A 16,624-nucleotide genomic window follows, 5' to 3' on the forward strand; every position below is an offset into this window, starting at 1 on the left:
ATCCTACCGATTATTAAAAATTATACCCTATTTTTATTTTTGCAAAAAAAGGAGTTCCAGGTGTAAAATGAATTTCCTCTACTGATTGTGCTTCATTTTGCAACCTAGATTCAGTTAAAAATTGTGTTTCGTTCCATTTTGTATTAAAAATATTTTCGATAACTAACCCAATATTCAATTTGTTGATTTTATAATTTACATTAAAATCTGAAACAAAATACCCTTTTGCAATAACTGAATTATCTTCATTAGCAGCTCTATCTCCTAAATATCTATATTTGATTCCTGCTGTAAATCCTTTGTAATCTTTTAAAGTAATTCCACCTGTTGATGAAAATTTTGGTGCCAATGGAATATATTCTCCATAATCTACTCCAGTTCTAGCAAAAGCGTAATTTCCATCAAAATCAGCAAAAACATAATCATTTAGTTGGTATCTAAACCCCAAATCTACTCCGTAACGTCTTGATTTTCCTGAAGCTTCAACTATTCCAGCATCACCAACATAAACAAATTCTTGTTCAGAAAATAAAGTCCACAAAGCTGAATTGATTATTAAATTGTTGATTGGTTTCCATACGTTTCCAACATCAACTCCAAAAACACTTGGTACAACTTCTTTATTTTCTTGCAAAGCCACACGAGAATCATTTGAATGAAATCCAAAACCAGATTTAATGTAATATTCTACATTATTATTCTGAGAATAACTCAAATTTAATTTTGGTGACGCTTTAACAGCAGTAGTTGATAATGTCTTAAACATTGGTTCCAATGCGTTTTGGTAATTAAATTTGAAATAATCAAATCGAATTGCTGGAGCAATTTTGAATTTATTAAATTTAAATTCAGAATTAAAATAACCATACATATTTGATTCATCAATATCACCTAATTGTATATTTTCAAGTACTTCTTGTCTATTTAAAGTTCGAGATAATTCTATTCCATCAATTTCATCAGCTCTAAATCCTACTCCACTTTGCAAGGAAACAACACTATTATCTAAAAATATTTTTTTATTGAATTCAGTATTAGCTCCATATAAATTACGACTTTCTTTTTGCTTAATTTGATCACCATTTATTGGATCAACTAAAAAAAATGTAAAGTTTGAAAAAAGTGTAAAATCATATTTTGAATAGAATACATTAGTTTTCACAAAAGTATTTTCATCAATTGATTTTTGATGCGAAAGAATGAAATTTGTTCGGCTTGTAAAACCACCTTCAGTATCATCAACTGCACCAAATCTTGAAATTGTTCCGTTTTCAACCAAACGATTTGGAATTTGTCCTGAAGCATCCCAACGACTTGAAAATCTTGAGGCTTGAAGCGTTAATTTTGATGAATTATCTAATTGAACATTATATTTTCCAAAAACATTAAATCGATTAAAATTTTGAGGTGAATCAAATGGTCCATCGGTCAAGATGTATTCAGTTGCTATGTAAGCATTTTGTTTTTTATTCGTTTCTAAAAGGTTAAAAAGCCCAACAATACGTGTTGTATTGAATTGTCCAGCTTCTAATGTTATAGAACTATTATCTAATTTATCTTTAGTTTGAAAACCTACATAACCTGCAGTTGCAAAATTTCCTTGATTCGCTTTATAAGGACCTTTTCCAAAATCAATTTTATTTACTGTTTCTGGAATAATAAAGTGTAAATCAGAATATCCTTGTCCGTGAGCATGAGAAACCATATTAATTGGCATTCCATCTACGCTTAAAGCAACATCTGTTCCGTGATCCACATCAAATCCTCTTAAAAATATTTGTTCTGCTTTTCCTCCACCAGCATGTTGACCAATGAATAAACCTGGTACTTTTCTAAGAATTTCTTGTGAAGAGTTCACAGGATTTGTCATTAAATCAATTTTTGCAATGTTGTTGGTTGTGTTAATTCCTGTACTCAAAACGACTTCATTTAATTGAACAATATCATCTTCAAGGGTAATTGACAACGGCTTATTTATATTTTCAACTGTAATAACAATTGTTTTATATCCTAATTTGCTAATTCGCAAAGCATCACCGTTGTTGGTTTTATCAATACTAAATTCACCTAAATCATTACTATGAGAATGAGAATCTGTTGTTAGATTTAAAATGTAAACTTCACTTAAAATACTTTCATCAGAATCTATAATTTTTCCTTTCGCTATTTGTGCTGACAGTATTGAGTAGCAACACAACAGCAATACTGTTATATATAATTTCATGATGCTAATTTATAAGTTTTTTATTTTGCTTTCTAATCCTGGTCCTAATTCGTAAACACTTGCTAATAATTCTTCCTTCATAGGAGCAATTTGTGCTGTTTTATTATTTGCTTTTAATATTTCAGCATTGTGATATAAAATGTGAGGCTCAAAAGATTTATTAATTGTATGTTTTTGAATAATTTCTAAAGCTTTTTCTTTTTCACCTAATTTGAAATAACTCCAAGCTAATAAATCATACGATTCAGGTGTTGGTCTATTTTCAATTTCTTTTTGAGCAATTTTTAAAGCGTTATCAACTTGGTTTGGATTTTCAACCATTAGTAAAACATTGTATTTGTTATACATATCTCCATAATCATGAGAAGTTAAAATTTCGTTATATTTTTTTATTGCTTTATTTTCTTCAACTTTGTCATTTTGATATTCGGCAATTTCAGCTTTCAATAAATATAAATCTGGCACTAAATGTTTTGATTCAATATGGTCTATAATTTCCAAAGCCTGTTCAGGATTTCTTTCATGAGAAAATGTAATCCATGCAATTCCTTTTAAGGCATAAGTGTTATTATTATCCTCTTTTAAAGTTTTCAAATAATACTTATATGAGTCATTAATTCTACCTGCATGACCATAAAAATCACCGATGTTAGAATAAACCCATATTTTTAATCCTTTATTATTTTCATCTTCAGCAATTTTCAAGGCTTTTTCCATACAAGAAATAGCTGTATCTAAATCACCTTTATGATCATTCCATTTTGCTAAACGAATTAAATAATCAAAGTCATCATTGTCTTGGATAGCTGTTAATTTATCTTTAGCCAAGTCATAGCTTCCTAATTCCATGTAAACATCGAAAAGCATTTTGTTTGTGCCTATTCTATTCTCACCTAATTCTTCAGCTTTTTCTAAATGTGATAAAGCTTCTTTAAAACGGTGCTGAGAAATATAGTTACGAGCAATAGCTCTGTGAATTCCTGCATTTTTTTCCACAAATTTTTCATTTGCTTCTAATAATAGTTTTTCAGCTTTATATAAATCATCAATCTTTCCTGTAATTTCAAATAATTGAGAATATTGTGAAGCCAATGTGATTAAATAAGAAGACTGGTTTGGTGCAACATCAAATTTCGTTTGCCAAAATTTAATTTCCTTATTTATTTCTTGTAATTTTTTATTATCATTTACTTCTAAATAAGCATTATAGTCTCTTTTATTGGTAACTTGATTTGTTTTTTTGGATGTACAATTAGAAAAAACCAATGGTACTATTAAAAATAGGAATAGTTTTATTATTTTGTTAGTTTTCATTTTATGTAGGATTTAAATTAGTTTTATTTTGTTTGAAAATAAAAGAGCGTAATAAAATTACGCTCTTTTAAGTAAAGCAATTTCTACCAAGGAGAAGCTAAATATGGAAAAGACGTTAAAAACTCTTTATCATTTGAACTTACATTGTCAGAAGTTAATCCTGGATTATCAGTAGCATTTGGTCCACCAAAAATTAAAATTAATTCAACATCAATAACATCATCTGCCAAAGCTCTACCAGTTAAGACATTTGTTCCATCATAAAATGTTGTTGGAGCTGTTGTAGAAACATTTAATACGTCAGTTGCTAAAACAGTTGTGAAAGTTGGAGCATCTAATCCTAATAAATTAGTTGTGTAACCAGCATTAAGAGCTAATAACTTAGACTGAAAGGCTGATTGAAAGCTAGAACCCATTGTTGAAGGTGTTGTAGTATTGAAACTATCTTTGTCACCAGAACTAACAAATACTGTGTTAATTGCTGGACGACCCATTTGATCTTGTTGAGTATAAGTGCCACTAAAATCAATTGGTGTTTGATTTGCAGTTGATTGATTTGCTACATTATCATCATCACTACATCCTATAAATAAAAATGCAATTAGAACTGAAGCCGTAGCTGCTATATTTTTTATTGTTTTCATAATATTATTGTTTTAAGTATTTTTAAAAATTATTTTTTCTTAGTTTCAACCCAAGTATTTAATGTTCCTGAACCTCCTAAAGTAGATTTTGGAACTTCAACAACTATTGACATTACATTAGAACCTGCAAAAGTGTCATTTCCAGGATTGTTAAATGAAGTTGCAGTTCCTCCAATTATAGCTGAATACTGACCAAAGTCAAAGAAAAATGGATCATCGCGTAAGCCTGCAAACATCTTAGCTCCATTATTTGAAGTTACAATAGCTTCGTTTCCATAAGGAGTTATAGAAATACTTCCCAATGGGCTATCCGTTTTAACCATACTTGATGTTCCTGGTGTTCCTGGTGCAACAGGACCAAAGAAAAACATTACACCATTTCTTGGAATGGCCTGTATGACTAAATCTTCAACATTGTCTCCATTGTTATCAATATTGAACTCTACCATTACATTTTCATCAAATGATGCAGAAGAACTTGCACCTGGACTAATTAAACCTTGTACATTAGCAACAAACACCATATTATCAGTGTTTTCACCTTGAAATACATAAAAATCCGTAATGTCAGATTTTCCACCAGCAACAGCAGGAGCGTCAATGTGATCCGCTGCGATTAAAGTAATAGCTAAAACTCCTGTTAGAGCTAAACCTAATAAAATTTTTGATTTTTTCATTTTGTTAGTTTTTATATGATTTATAACTACAGTTACGAGGTTAATTTGTTTTTGGTTTTAAAAACGTTAAAAAAATCTTACTTTTTGATTTTTTTATTACTTTTACCAATATGGAACAAGAAATCTTACTAAAAGAACTACTCAAAAAAGATGATAAGTCATTTACCTTACTATATGACAATTATTCAAAGAGTTTATATGGGGTTATTTTTAACCTTATTAGAAATACAGAAGAAGCAGAAGATGTGCTTCAAGAAGTATTTGTAAAAATTTGGAAAAACATTGATTCTTACAATGAATCTAAAGGACGTTTATACACTTGGATGCTTAATATTGCTAGGAATACATCCATTGATAAGTTACGTTCTAAAAATTTTAACAACAGTCAAAAAAACTTATCTTCCGATAATTTCGTACATATACTCGAAGACAGCTCAAAAACGACCAATATGATAGACGCAATTGGTATAAAAGAGTTTATCATGAAGCTGAAACCTAAATGCATTCAAATAATCGATTTGTTGTTCTTTAAAGGGTATACACAACAAGAAGCATCAGATGAATTGGAAATGCCATTAGGTACAGTGAAGACGAACAATAGAAATTGTATGAACGAATTAAGAAAAATGATCCATGACTAGTAAAGAGTACATAGACACAGGAATTCTAGAATTATACGTTTTTGGTAAGTTACCTGACGACGAAATTTTAGAAGTAAAAGAAATGATAGCTAAACATCCTGAAGTTAAGCAGGAAGTTTTAGCTATAGAAAATGCTGTAATTGATTTATCTCAAAGTGTAGCTCCAAGATTATCGGCAGTTAACTATGAAAAAATAAGAAATCAATTATTAGAAAAAAGAAGAGTAATTGAAATGAAACCTAAGACAAGTTGGTCATCTTATATTGGATGGGCAGTAGCTGCAGTATTAGTAGTTGGTTTTGGGTTACAATTCAATAAATTAAATGAATCGAATCAAGTAATTGATAAATTGGGTGCTGAAAAATCAGTGATGCAAGAATCAATTGTAGATTTAGAATTAGAGAAAAAAGAAGCAGAAACGGTTTTAGCTATTCTTAGAGACAATAACAATCAAGCAGTTGCTTTAGCTGGACAAGCTGTTGCTCCTGATTCTTATGCAAAAGTTTACTATAATAAAGTAACTAAAGAAGTATACGTAGATGTAGCTGGTTTACCAACTCCTCCAGAAGGAAAAGTATATCAAGTTTGGGCTTTAAAATTGAGTCCTTTAACACCTACAAGTATTGGAGTTTTAGACAATTTTACAGCTGATAATACAAAAGTTTTCAAAGTTGACAATGCTCAAGAAGCTGAAGCGTTTGGAATTACTTTAGAGCCAGCTGGTGGAAGTGTTTCTCCAACATTAGAACAATTATACACTTTAGGAAAAGTTTAAATTTTAAAATAATACTATTAAATCCCTCAAATAATTTATATTATTCTGAGGGATTTTTTTTTAACTTTATATCAAATTATTCGCATATGAAGAAAATAGTTGTACTCACTGGTGCTGGTGTAAGTGCCGAAAGTGGCATCAAAACTTTTAGAGATGCAGATGGATTGTGGGAAGGACATGATATTATGGAAGTAGCTTCACCAGTTGGTTATCAAAATAATCCTGAATTGGTATTGGATTTTTATAACAAAAGAAGAAAACAACTTTTTGAAGTACAACCCAACCTAGCACACACTATTTTAGCTGAAATGGAAACTGATTTTGATGTAACTATTATCACTCAAAACGTAGATGATTTACATGAACGAGCTGGAAGCACTAAAGTAATTCATTTGCATGGAGAATTATTAAAAGCTAGAAACGAACAAGATATAAATTCAATTATCGAATGGAGTAAAGATATTCTTTTAGGTGATTTAGATTCAAATAACATTCAATTAAGACCTCATATAGTATGGTTTGGTGAAGAAGTTCCAGAAATGGATAGAGCCATGGAAACCATAGAAGAAGCAGATTATTTATTAGTTATCGGAACGTCTTTACAAGTGTATCCTGCAGCTGGTTTGATTAACTATGTAAACGAAGATGTTTTAGTGTATTATATTGATCCAAAACCAGCAACCATTTATGATTTAGACAATCCTTTAAAAGTGATTCCTCTTTCTGCTACTGAAGGAATGAAGATTGTTCGAGAGGAATTTAGAAGATTGAAATAGTTGGTTGTTGGTTGTTGGTTGTTGGTTGTTGGTTGTTGGTTGTTGGTTGTTGGTTGTTGGTTGTTGGTAAATTTGAAATAATAAATTAGTATCAAAATAATTAGATTACTTATTTATAAAAAGTTTTAAACTTATAACTTATAACTTATAACTTATAACTAAATTTGCATTTCTTTAAAACACAACACACAAAAAAATGCAAAATCTTACTGAATTAAACGCTATTTCACCTATCGATGGTCGTTATAGAAACAAGACAAAATCATTAGCTCCATATTTTTCGGAAGAAGCTCTTATAAAATATAGAGTTTTAGTAGAAGTGGAATATTTTATTGCTTTGTGCGAATTGCCTTTGCCTCAATTGGAAAAAGTAGATGCTAAAGTTTATGTAGGATTACGTGATTTATACAAAAACTTCAGTACAGAAGACGCTCTTTGGATTAAAGAAACCGAAAAAACTACGAATCACGATGTAAAAGCCGTTGAATATTTCATCAAAAGTAAATTTGACGCTTTAGGATTAGAAGATTTTAAAGAATTTATTCATTTTGGGCTAACTTCTCAAGATATTAACAACACTGCTATTCCACTTTCTACAAAAGAAGCTTTTGAAGATTGTTATTTGCCAACTCTTGTTGCATTAGTACAAAAATTAAAAGAACTAAGTGTGGAATGGAAAGATGTACCTATGTTAGCTAGAACTCATGGACAACCAGCTTCTCCTACTCGATTAGGAAAAGAAATTTTGGTTTTCGTAGAACGAATTGAAGAGCAAATGCGTCAGTTATTCAATGTACCTTTTGCAGCTAAATTTGGTGGTGCTACAGGAAATTACAACGCACACAAAGTGGCTTATCCAAACCAAGATTGGAAACAGTTTGGAACTTCATTTGTTGAAGAATCATTGGGATTACATCATTCTTTTCCAACGACTCAAATTGAACATTACGATCATTTTGCTGCCTTTTTTGATGCATTAAAAAGAATCAATAATATCATTTTAGATTTAGACAGAGATATTTGGACGTATGTTTCCATGGATTATTTCAAACAAAAAATCAAAGCTGGTGAAATTGGTTCATCTGCAATGCCACATAAAGTAAATCCTATTGATTTTGAAAATAGTGAAGGTAACTTGGGAATTGCGAATGCTATTTTCGAACATCTTTCAGCAAAATTACCAGTTTCTCGTTTACAAAGAGACTTAACGGACAGTACGGTTTTAAGAAACATTGGTGTTCCTGTTGGACACACTTTAATTGCTTTTGAAGCGACTTTAAAAGGTTTAAACAAATTATTATTGAACGAAACTAAATTTGCTGAAGATTTAGAGAAAAACTGGGCTGTTGTGGCTGAAGCTATTCAAACAATTTTAAGACGTGAAGGATATCCTAATCCATACGAAGCTTTGAAAGATTTAACTAGAACTAACACTGTTATCAATAAAGAATCTATTCATGCTTTCATTGAAACGTTGAATGTTTCTGATGCTATTAAATCTGAATTAAAACAAATTAAACCTAGCAACTATTTAGGAATATAAATTCTTTCAAATTAAAATATTGAAAATCCTGTTATTCATTTAGCAGGATTTTTTTTGGTTAAAAAGTTAATTAAATTTAAAAATATTGTCTAAATTTAAACGAATATCTAACTTTAGAAAAAAACTTTATGCTAACACCATTAGTTGCAAACACTACTGTTCACATTCCAAATTTAATTAATGATTTAGGTTTAATCTTAATAACTGCTGCAATTGCTGTATTGATTTTCAGAAAACTAAAACAACCTTTAGTTTTAGGGTATTTAGTAGCTGGATTTTTAGCAAGTTCACACTTTTCTTTTTTTCCAACAGTTAAAGACACCAATAGTATAACCGTTTGGGCTGAAATTGGTGTAATATTCCTTTTATTTAGTTTAGGACTCGAATTTAGTTTTAAAAAATTACTAAAAGTTGGTGGAACAGCTTCCATAACAGCCTTAACACAAATTATCTCCATGATAATTATTGGCTATTATGCCGGAAAATTTATGGGTTGGAACGAAATGAATTCTATTTTCTTGGGTGTAATTTTATCCATATCTTCCACAACAATTATTCTAAAAGCTTTTGATGAATTAGGTGTAAAATCCCAAAAATTTACAGGAAACGTAATTGGAGCTTTAATTGTCCAAGATATTGTAGCTATTTTAATGATGGTTTTACTATCAACCATTGCAGTAAGTCAGCAATTTTCTGGTGCAGAACTGATTCAATCATTATTTAAATTAGGTTTCTTTTTAATCATTTGGTTTGTTTCTGGAATCTTCTTTATTCCAACTTTATTAAGAAAATTAAAGCCTTTATTTACTGATGAAATGCTATTAATTATTTCATTAGCTTTATGTTTATTCATGGTAATTTTTGCAGCTGGTGTTGGGTTTTCTCCAGCTTTAGGAGCTTTTATTATGGGTTCAATTATTGCAGAAACCAATGAAGCAGAACATATTGAACATTTAGTAAAACCTGTAAAAGATTTATTTGGTGCAGTTTTCTTTGTTTCTGTTGGAATGCTTATTAATCCAGAAACCTTAGTTGAATATGCTTTTCCAGTAATGATTTTGACTTTGGTTACCATTTTTGGTCAATCTATAACTTCAACAATTGGAACTATAATTTCTGGACAACCTTTAAAAGAATCCGTTCAAACTGGTATGAGTTTATCACAAATTGGTGAATTCTCATTTATTATTGCAACTCTTGGGGCATCCTTAAATGTTACTAGTGATTTCTTGTATCCTATTGTTGTAGCAGTTTCAGCTGTAACGGCTTTTACAACTCCTTTTATGATAAAATACGCAACTCCAGTTGCAGGTTTTATTGAGAAAAAGTTACCAAAAAGATGGGTAAAACGAATTGAAATTTATAGTGCCAATGCTCAAGCTATAAAAACCGTGAGCACTTGGAGAAAAGTCATAAAAGATTATATTTTTCAAGTCACTATTCATTCCATTATTTTAGTGGCCATTATTCAAATGTCAAAACGATTTTTGATGCCATTGATGGATGATTATAGTTATGGAAATGTTGTTACTGCAATCATAACATTTCTAATTATTACTCCTTTTTTATGGGCTTTATCATTGCGAAGAATTGCTCCTAATGAAGTACAAGAATTATTGAAAAACAAAAAACATTATGGTCCAATAGCTGTATTAGTTTTTATTAGAATGGTCATTGGTTTATTTTTTATTGGAATGATGTTAAACAATTTCTTCTCACCAGGAACAGCTGTTTTAGCTTTTGTGGTAGCTGTTATTTTAATCTTAATTTTTCCAAAAAAAATCAACAGATTATATGTGAAAATTGAAAATAGATTTGTCAAAAATTACAACCAAAGAGAACTTTCTGTCAAGAAAATAAATCGTAATAATTTATCTCCTTGGGATGGTCACATGGCAAATTTTGAAATTGTTCCAGAATCTGATTTGGTGGGAAAACCTTTGGAAGAAATCAAAATTAGAGAAGATATTGGAGTCAATATTGCTTACATAAAACGTGGAAATTTACACATTAATGTTCCAACCAAATATGAAAAACTATATCCTAGTGATGAAATTTTTGTCATTGGAACAGATGCTCAAGTCAAGGAATTTGGAAATTATTTGAAAAAACATGAAGTAAAAGTCATCGAAGAAGAAGATTCAGATATTATTCTACAACAATTTGAATTAGAACACCAAGATTTCATTGGTTTAACCATAAGGGAATCTGAATTAAGAGAAAAAACAAAAGGCTTAGTAGTTGGTGTCGAACACAATGGAAGAAGAATTTTAAATCCTGAATCTAATTTTATTTTGAGTAAAAACGATATTGTTTGGGTAGTTGGTGATCGAAAAAAGATTGCTTCGTTTTTTAGTTCATCAAATTAACATCTCATTAACAAATGGCATGGGTTTTGTTTTGAATTTAAAATCAACCAAAAAACTATTCCATGAAAAAAACTATTCTCTTTTTTGTTGCAATCATTTTCATTTCTTGCCAAGAAGAAAAAAAAGTTGAGACGGACAATACTCCTATTTCAAAAATCAAAGATTTAGCAAATTCATTTAAAACAGATAAACTTCAAACCTTTAAATTTATATTGAAAGAAGATACATTATTTACAGGTAAAAAAGGAACTAAAATTTTTATACCAAAAGACTTATTTGAGAATTACACCAATGGTAAAGTTACTTTTGAATTAAAAGAATTTTACACAAAAGAAGACATGATTTTAAACAATTTATCTACAATAACTAATAAAGATGAATTATTAGAATCATCAGGAATGTTTTATATCAATTTTAAAGAAGAAGGAAAACAATTAAACATTAAAAAAGGGAAAAATTACAATGTAGAAGTTGCAAACAAACCTTTATCAAATAGTAATATCTATTATAATGATAATGATTCCATTTTTAGATGGAAGTTGAGTGATGAAAAAATGTATGTGGATATTCCTGATATTGTTAGAAATTATAAATTTGGTTTAATGAATGGTAAAGGTGGTTATTATAAGGAAGTCAAAACTGAAGATTTAACTAAAGTAAAAAGACAAGATTCCATTGAATTATCAAAGCTCATGCAAGAAGTAAATAGTGTAGAAATTCCTATAATTATTCCTGAAAATGAAGAATTAGATATATTTGATGAAAATAGCAAATCTAAAAAAGTTGACAAATATGAGGATATAAAAAATGACAAAACTTTATCTAATTCACAAAAAAAGAAAAAAATTAAAAACAGAGAAGTATTTTTTAAAAACAGTTCATTTTTATATAATTTCAGTTCAACAAAACTTGGTTGGATTAATATTGATAGGTTATCAAAATTTGAATCTAAAAAAATCAGTATTTCATCTGCAAAATTTAAAGAAAATGAATTTTTAATTTGCTTTAATTATTTAGATTTAAAATCAATGACAAATAATATAATTCTAAATTTTGACGGTAATTTCGAAAAAAACCTAAAAATCTCAGGAAAAATTAAAGCTATAATTTACACTGGTAACAATGAAAAAATCTACTACGATACTTTCTACATTGATATAAATAGTAAACCTAATTTCGAACTCAACCTAAAAGAAACAACATTAGAAAAACTAAAACAAGAACTAGTTACACCATAAATAAAAATCCATTAGCAAACACTAATGGATTTTTAACTTTTCACCAACCACAAAACCTCCAATTCCCACTTTCAAAACCAACCAAAATAACGTAACTTGCAGCCTTATTTAAAAGAGAAATAATGCAAGACAACAACATACTAAATTTCATAAAAAATGTATTAAAAAATAGTCCAAAAGGTTGGTTGGATATCACAACACATCGATTGGATATTTACAATGAAGCCTTAGCTAAAACTGAATTTTTAGTGGGTTTTGAAAAATTATACAGCAATAATATTTATGATACAGAAGCTTTAAACGAATTACCAACAGCTTATGATTACATTCGTTTAGGACATCCATTATCTTGTGTTTTAGAATGGGGAATTGCTAAAATCAACAATCTAAAAACCGAAAACGTTATCAGTTTTCAATCTAAGAATGTTCCTGTTTTAGCGATTTTGAGAAAAAATTTGTTGGAAAACAAAAAAACACAAATCGTTTATACCAATGAATTACCTGATTTTTTTGATGCTGAAATTATAAGAACTGTCTATGGTTATAACTTTCAACTAAACAAAGTTTCAAATCCAAATGAAATTACAAAATTTGACGGAAGCACTGTTTTTATTTCAAATCAAGAAGGTTTTGCACCAATAGATTTCAATCCAAATATTGATTTTTATATTTCTAATTATGCGCATTTAGGAAGTATTTTATTAGTAAACGGAACACAAAATGAAAATTACATTTCAGAAATCCAACACGTTAGAAGAAGAGAAACGGTTGCCATGACTCCTTCCAATTGTTTAGAAGTTTTAGAAATTTTAGTACAAAATACTAGTTTCAAAATTAAAACAACTGGAGTTGAAGAAAACAAAAAATCAGTTTTAAATTCCATTAAACAAATTACGGATACGAATTCAAAACCTTTGGTGGCTTCTAGTGGTTTGTCGATTCAATATGCGATTATGATGGGTTTAATTCATGATGCTTTGGAAAATCACAAAGGAAAAGCCATTAAATTCATAGTTCCTCCGAATTGTTATGGTGGTACAAACGATCAAGCCAGACGTGTTGCTGCGTGTATCGATAATGTCGAAATTGTAGATTTACCTGTAGATGGTGAAAATGATATGGTTCAAAGCACCGAAAAAGTTTTAAACCAAATTGCTCATGAAGATGCCATTCCATACATCATTGCAGAAATTCCAACCAATCCAAGAGTTGAAGTTCCAGATTTAGATCAACTAAAAGAAGTTTTAAGCAAAAAAAGAAAAACTTCAACTGGAGAAATTGCTATTGCTCCTGTTTTTATTTTGGATCAAACGTTTTGTCCGAATGTGCACTTTTTAGGAGAAGGAAAATTGCTTTCAACGGTTAGAGGAATTTCTTATGCAAGTGGTTCAAAATTTCCAAGTGGTGGAAAATGCACGGCTGGTTATTGTGTTGGGAACGAAAAAGCCGAAACGTTGATGCAAAAAATTGAAGAACATTTAACCCTTTGCGATAACGAAGCAACTGCTTTACAATATGAAATATTAGCAGAACAATTGCCTTCCATGAATCAAAGAATCAAAGATGCATACAAAAACACACGCGAATTTGTAAACTATATTCACGAAGTGTTACCAACTGCAAAAATTAATTTTGTTTCGGAAGAATTGGCTAATCAAGGCTTTACACCTTCTGTTTTTTCATTAGATCTTCCTACAAAAGGAGCAACTGATGCAGAAAGAGAAGCTTACAAAAGAGATTTGAATCATAAATTAATTAATTTAATGATTACCGAAATCCCAAATGAAAGCAAATATTGTGTGAGTTATGGCCAATTAAAAGGTTGCTATTGGACCATTCCAGCCACTTCAACCCAAGGAACAACTAAAGAAGGAGACAAAGATTATATTGCTCGTGTAGCTCTTTCTGCCAATATGGATTTAGAATTACACAAAAAAGTGTTTTTAGATTTTGTGAATTTAATTTAAGCTTAAATATAAAATTGACTGCAGTTTCACAGATTTTTAGAGTGAATAAATTATTCAAAATAGTACAAAAAAGTGTTTTTAGACTTTGTGAATAAAATATAAATGATATCAAGCACAACACGCTAAAAAATTAAAAATCTGCGAATCTGCGGTTAAAAAAACAAACAAATTGAAAAACGCATCCAACAATAAAGCCCATTGGAAAGTTTGTCCCGAATGCAAAGGTCGAGGCAAAAAAAGCCAGAAGCTTAAAAAGAAAGTGCGTTTAAAGTATCAAAAAGAACTAGAGGCTTTTGAAAAATCGGATAAGCAAGAAGTTGCTCCAGTTAAACCAAAAGCACACTTGAGTTCTTGTTTAAATTGTTCCGGTTCTGGATTGATTCCAAGTGATAATCCTACTATTCCTGATGCAGAAAATTATCCACATGTGGCCATTATTGGTGCTGGAATTGGTGGTGTAGCTTTAGCAGTTGCATGTTTGCATCGAGGAATTCCTTTCACACTTTATGAACGCGATGCCAACTTTGAAGCACGTTCACAAGGATATGGTCTGACTTTACAACAAGCGAGTAAAGCCATTCAAGGATTCGGAATTTTTTCGTTAGATAAAGGTGTAGTTTCGACAAGACATTTGGTACATACTCCAGAAGGAAAAGTCGTTGGAGAATGGGGAATGCGAAAATGGATGTCATCCGATTCCAAAAAAACTCCAAAACGTACAAACATTCATATTGCTCGGCAAGCGTTGCGTTTGGCTTTGTTAGAACAATTGGGAGGAAATGATGCTGTGCAATGGAACCATCAATTAGTTGATTTTAAAGAAAATGACGATAAAACGGTTGATTTAACTTTTCAAGTTGATGGAAAAATAAAAAACACTAAAGCTGATTTAGTAGTTGGAGCCGATGGAATTAGAAGTGCTGTTCGAAATTTGTTGACTGGTGATGCAATTACTCCTCTGCGCTATTTGGATTGCATAGTGATATTGGGCATTTGTCCTTTGTCAGCGCTTGAAGGTGTTGAAAGTTCTTTGTTGGATTCAGCTACGGTTTTTCAAACGGGAAATGGTAATGAACGTATTTACATGATGCCTTATGATGCTAATTCAGTGATGTGGCAATTGAGTTTTCCGATGGCAGAAGAACAAGCCAAAACCTTAAGTGCCAAAGGTTGCGAAGCATTAAAAGAAGAAGCTTGTAAAAGAACCCAATGGCACTCACCTATTCCACAAATTATAAAAGCTACCAAAGCCACACAAATTTCTGGTTATCCTGTGTATGATCGAGAATTATTGCAACCTGAATTATTAGCCAAAGGAAATAAAATCACCTTAATTGGAGACGCAGCACACCCAATGAGTCCATTTAAAGGACAAGGAGCTAACCAAGCGTTGTTAGATGCACTTTCATTAGCACGAGAAATCTACAAAAGTTGTGGCCCATTTTCTAATTGGAAAGAAAAAGGCATTAGAAAAAGTGTCTTAACCAATTTTGAAACCGAAATGTTAAAACGAAGTGCCAAAAAAGTAAAAGACTCAGCCGAAGCAGCCCAATTTTTACATTCTGATATTGTATTACAGGAAAATGATCAACCTAGAGGTAGTTGTTTGAAAGGGAAATAGTTATTAATGCAATTAGAATTATGATTTTATTTAATTGATGGAATTTTTATTTATAAGTTTTTATTATTTTTGGTTTAAAGTAGTAGGATATTTATTTCTTTATGGTGAATAAATATAAACTAAAAATAAAAAAGCATTATTGAATTTTTATATTTTTTTGAATAAAAAAACTAGATATTATGTTAATAATTTTTTAAAACTAATGGTTAAAATATCTTTAAAAATGTTAATTTTGACAAAAAAATAAACCTACAGGTTGATTTTATGAAAATATTTAGTACATTTGACGAACAATATCAAGGTGTGTATCTAGCAAACTTTGTTAATTGTTCTTTTTATCAAACACCAAAAGAGTATGAAACAGAATTGGATAAAATACAGGATCAGCTTCAAGATCCATTATTTGTGCGAAATTTTATCAAATCTTCCAAATCAGGATGGAAGCAAGGTGCATTTAAAAATCATAACTTAACATTTTTAGCAACTGATGTACTTCAAGAAGCTGCTGATTTATTTGACAAATTAAATGAAATTAGTGAAAACTCACAGAATGGTGATTGTTTTGAGCTATTATTTGATGAATTTGTTGAACTATCAAAAACTGAACGTTATGACGATCCTGGGAGAAGAAAAATGTACACATATGAAAAAGGTTCCTTATTACGTTTATATGGGGTACGTGTTGGAAATAATGCAATTATCATAACTGGTGCTGGTATCAAATTAGTTGATAAAATGAATGATACAGAAGTTTTAAAATTAGAGTTAGATAAAATGATTTATCTAAAAAATTGGTTAAAACAAGAGAACATCACAAATTCTACAGAATTATAAA

Annotated in this window: 13 protein-coding genes; 9 read left to right on the forward strand and 4 right to left on the reverse strand. The window is 30.1% G+C overall.

Features of this window, described 5'->3' with window-relative positions; all coding sequences use genetic code 11:
- Positions 1–13: 13 nt before the first annotated feature.
- The 4 genes from ACFO3U_RS12575 to ACFO3U_RS12590 form a co-directional block, all read right to left on the reverse strand.
- The gene (locus ACFO3U_RS12575) at positions 14–2,224 is read right to left on the reverse strand and encodes a TonB-dependent receptor (RefSeq protein WP_379742988.1); all 2,211 of its coding nucleotides are present in this window, start codon (positions 2,222–2,224) and stop codon (positions 14–16) included.
- A gap of 9 nt (positions 2,225–2,233) precedes the next feature.
- A complete protein-coding gene (locus ACFO3U_RS12580) occupies positions 2,234–3,538 on the reverse strand; it encodes a tetratricopeptide repeat protein (RefSeq protein WP_379742991.1) in 1,305 nt (434 codons plus the stop codon).
- A gap of 83 nt (positions 3,539–3,621) precedes the next feature.
- A complete protein-coding gene (locus tag ACFO3U_RS12585) occupies positions 3,622–4,182 on the reverse strand; it encodes a DUF4331 family protein (protein ID WP_379742994.1) in 561 nt (186 codons plus the stop codon).
- Between the two features lie 29 nt (positions 4,183–4,211).
- Positions 4,212–4,859, reverse strand: a complete 648-nt coding sequence (locus ACFO3U_RS12590; protein WP_379742997.1) for a DUF4331 family protein — start codon at positions 4,857–4,859, stop codon at positions 4,212–4,214.
- 110 nt (positions 4,860–4,969) lie between these two features.
- Between ACFO3U_RS12590 and ACFO3U_RS12595 the strand changes: the two genes are divergently transcribed.
- The 9 genes from ACFO3U_RS12595 to ACFO3U_RS12635 all read left to right on the forward strand — a co-directional run bounded on the left by ACFO3U_RS12595 (position 4,970) and on the right by ACFO3U_RS12635 (position 16,623).
- Positions 4,970–5,500, forward strand: coding sequence for an RNA polymerase sigma factor (locus tag ACFO3U_RS12595; RefSeq protein ID WP_379743000.1), 531 nt, complete (start codon positions 4,970–4,972; stop codon positions 5,498–5,500).
- On the forward strand, positions 5,493–6,275 hold the full coding sequence (locus ACFO3U_RS12600; protein ID WP_379743003.1) for an anti-sigma factor: 783 nt from the start codon (positions 5,493–5,495) through the stop codon (positions 6,273–6,275). Before ACFO3U_RS12595 ends, ACFO3U_RS12600 begins: the two co-directional genes overlap by 8 nt.
- 86 nt (positions 6,276–6,361) lie before the next feature.
- The gene (locus ACFO3U_RS12605) at positions 6,362–7,051 is read left to right on the forward strand and encodes an SIR2 family NAD-dependent protein deacylase (RefSeq protein WP_379743006.1); all 690 of its coding nucleotides are present in this window, start codon (positions 6,362–6,364) and stop codon (positions 7,049–7,051) included.
- Between the two features lie 196 nt (positions 7,052–7,247).
- Entirely contained in the window at positions 7,248–8,594 is a 1,347-nt protein-coding gene (purB, locus tag ACFO3U_RS12610; protein WP_379743009.1) for an adenylosuccinate lyase, read from the forward strand.
- Between the two features lie 128 nt (positions 8,595–8,722).
- Positions 8,723–10,963, forward strand: a complete 2,241-nt coding sequence (locus tag ACFO3U_RS12615; protein WP_379743012.1) for a cation:proton antiporter domain-containing protein — start codon at positions 8,723–8,725, stop codon at positions 10,961–10,963.
- A 62-nt stretch (positions 10,964–11,025) separates the two neighbouring features.
- On the forward strand, positions 11,026–12,201 hold the full coding sequence (locus tag ACFO3U_RS12620; RefSeq protein WP_379743015.1) for a hypothetical protein: 1,176 nt from the start codon (positions 11,026–11,028) through the stop codon (positions 12,199–12,201).
- Between the two features lie 122 nt (positions 12,202–12,323).
- On the forward strand, positions 12,324–14,168 hold the full coding sequence (locus tag ACFO3U_RS12625; protein ID WP_379743018.1) for a PLP-dependent aminotransferase family protein: 1,845 nt from the start codon (positions 12,324–12,326) through the stop codon (positions 14,166–14,168).
- Between the two features lie 169 nt (positions 14,169–14,337).
- Complete coding sequence (locus ACFO3U_RS12630) at positions 14,338–15,789, forward strand: FAD-dependent oxidoreductase (protein WP_379743021.1); 1,452 nt, start codon at positions 14,338–14,340, stop codon at positions 15,787–15,789.
- A gap of 264 nt (positions 15,790–16,053) precedes the next feature.
- Positions 16,054–16,623 (forward strand): hypothetical protein, encoded by a 570-nt coding sequence (locus ACFO3U_RS12635; RefSeq protein ID WP_379743024.1) that lies wholly within the window; start codon positions 16,054–16,056, stop codon positions 16,621–16,623.
- The last annotated feature ends 1 nt before the right edge of the window (position 16,624 follow it).

Source organism: Flavobacterium ponti, assembly GCF_042652765.1.
GTDB classification, from domain to species: Bacteria; Bacteroidota; Bacteroidia; order Flavobacteriales; family Flavobacteriaceae; genus Flavobacterium; species Flavobacterium ponti.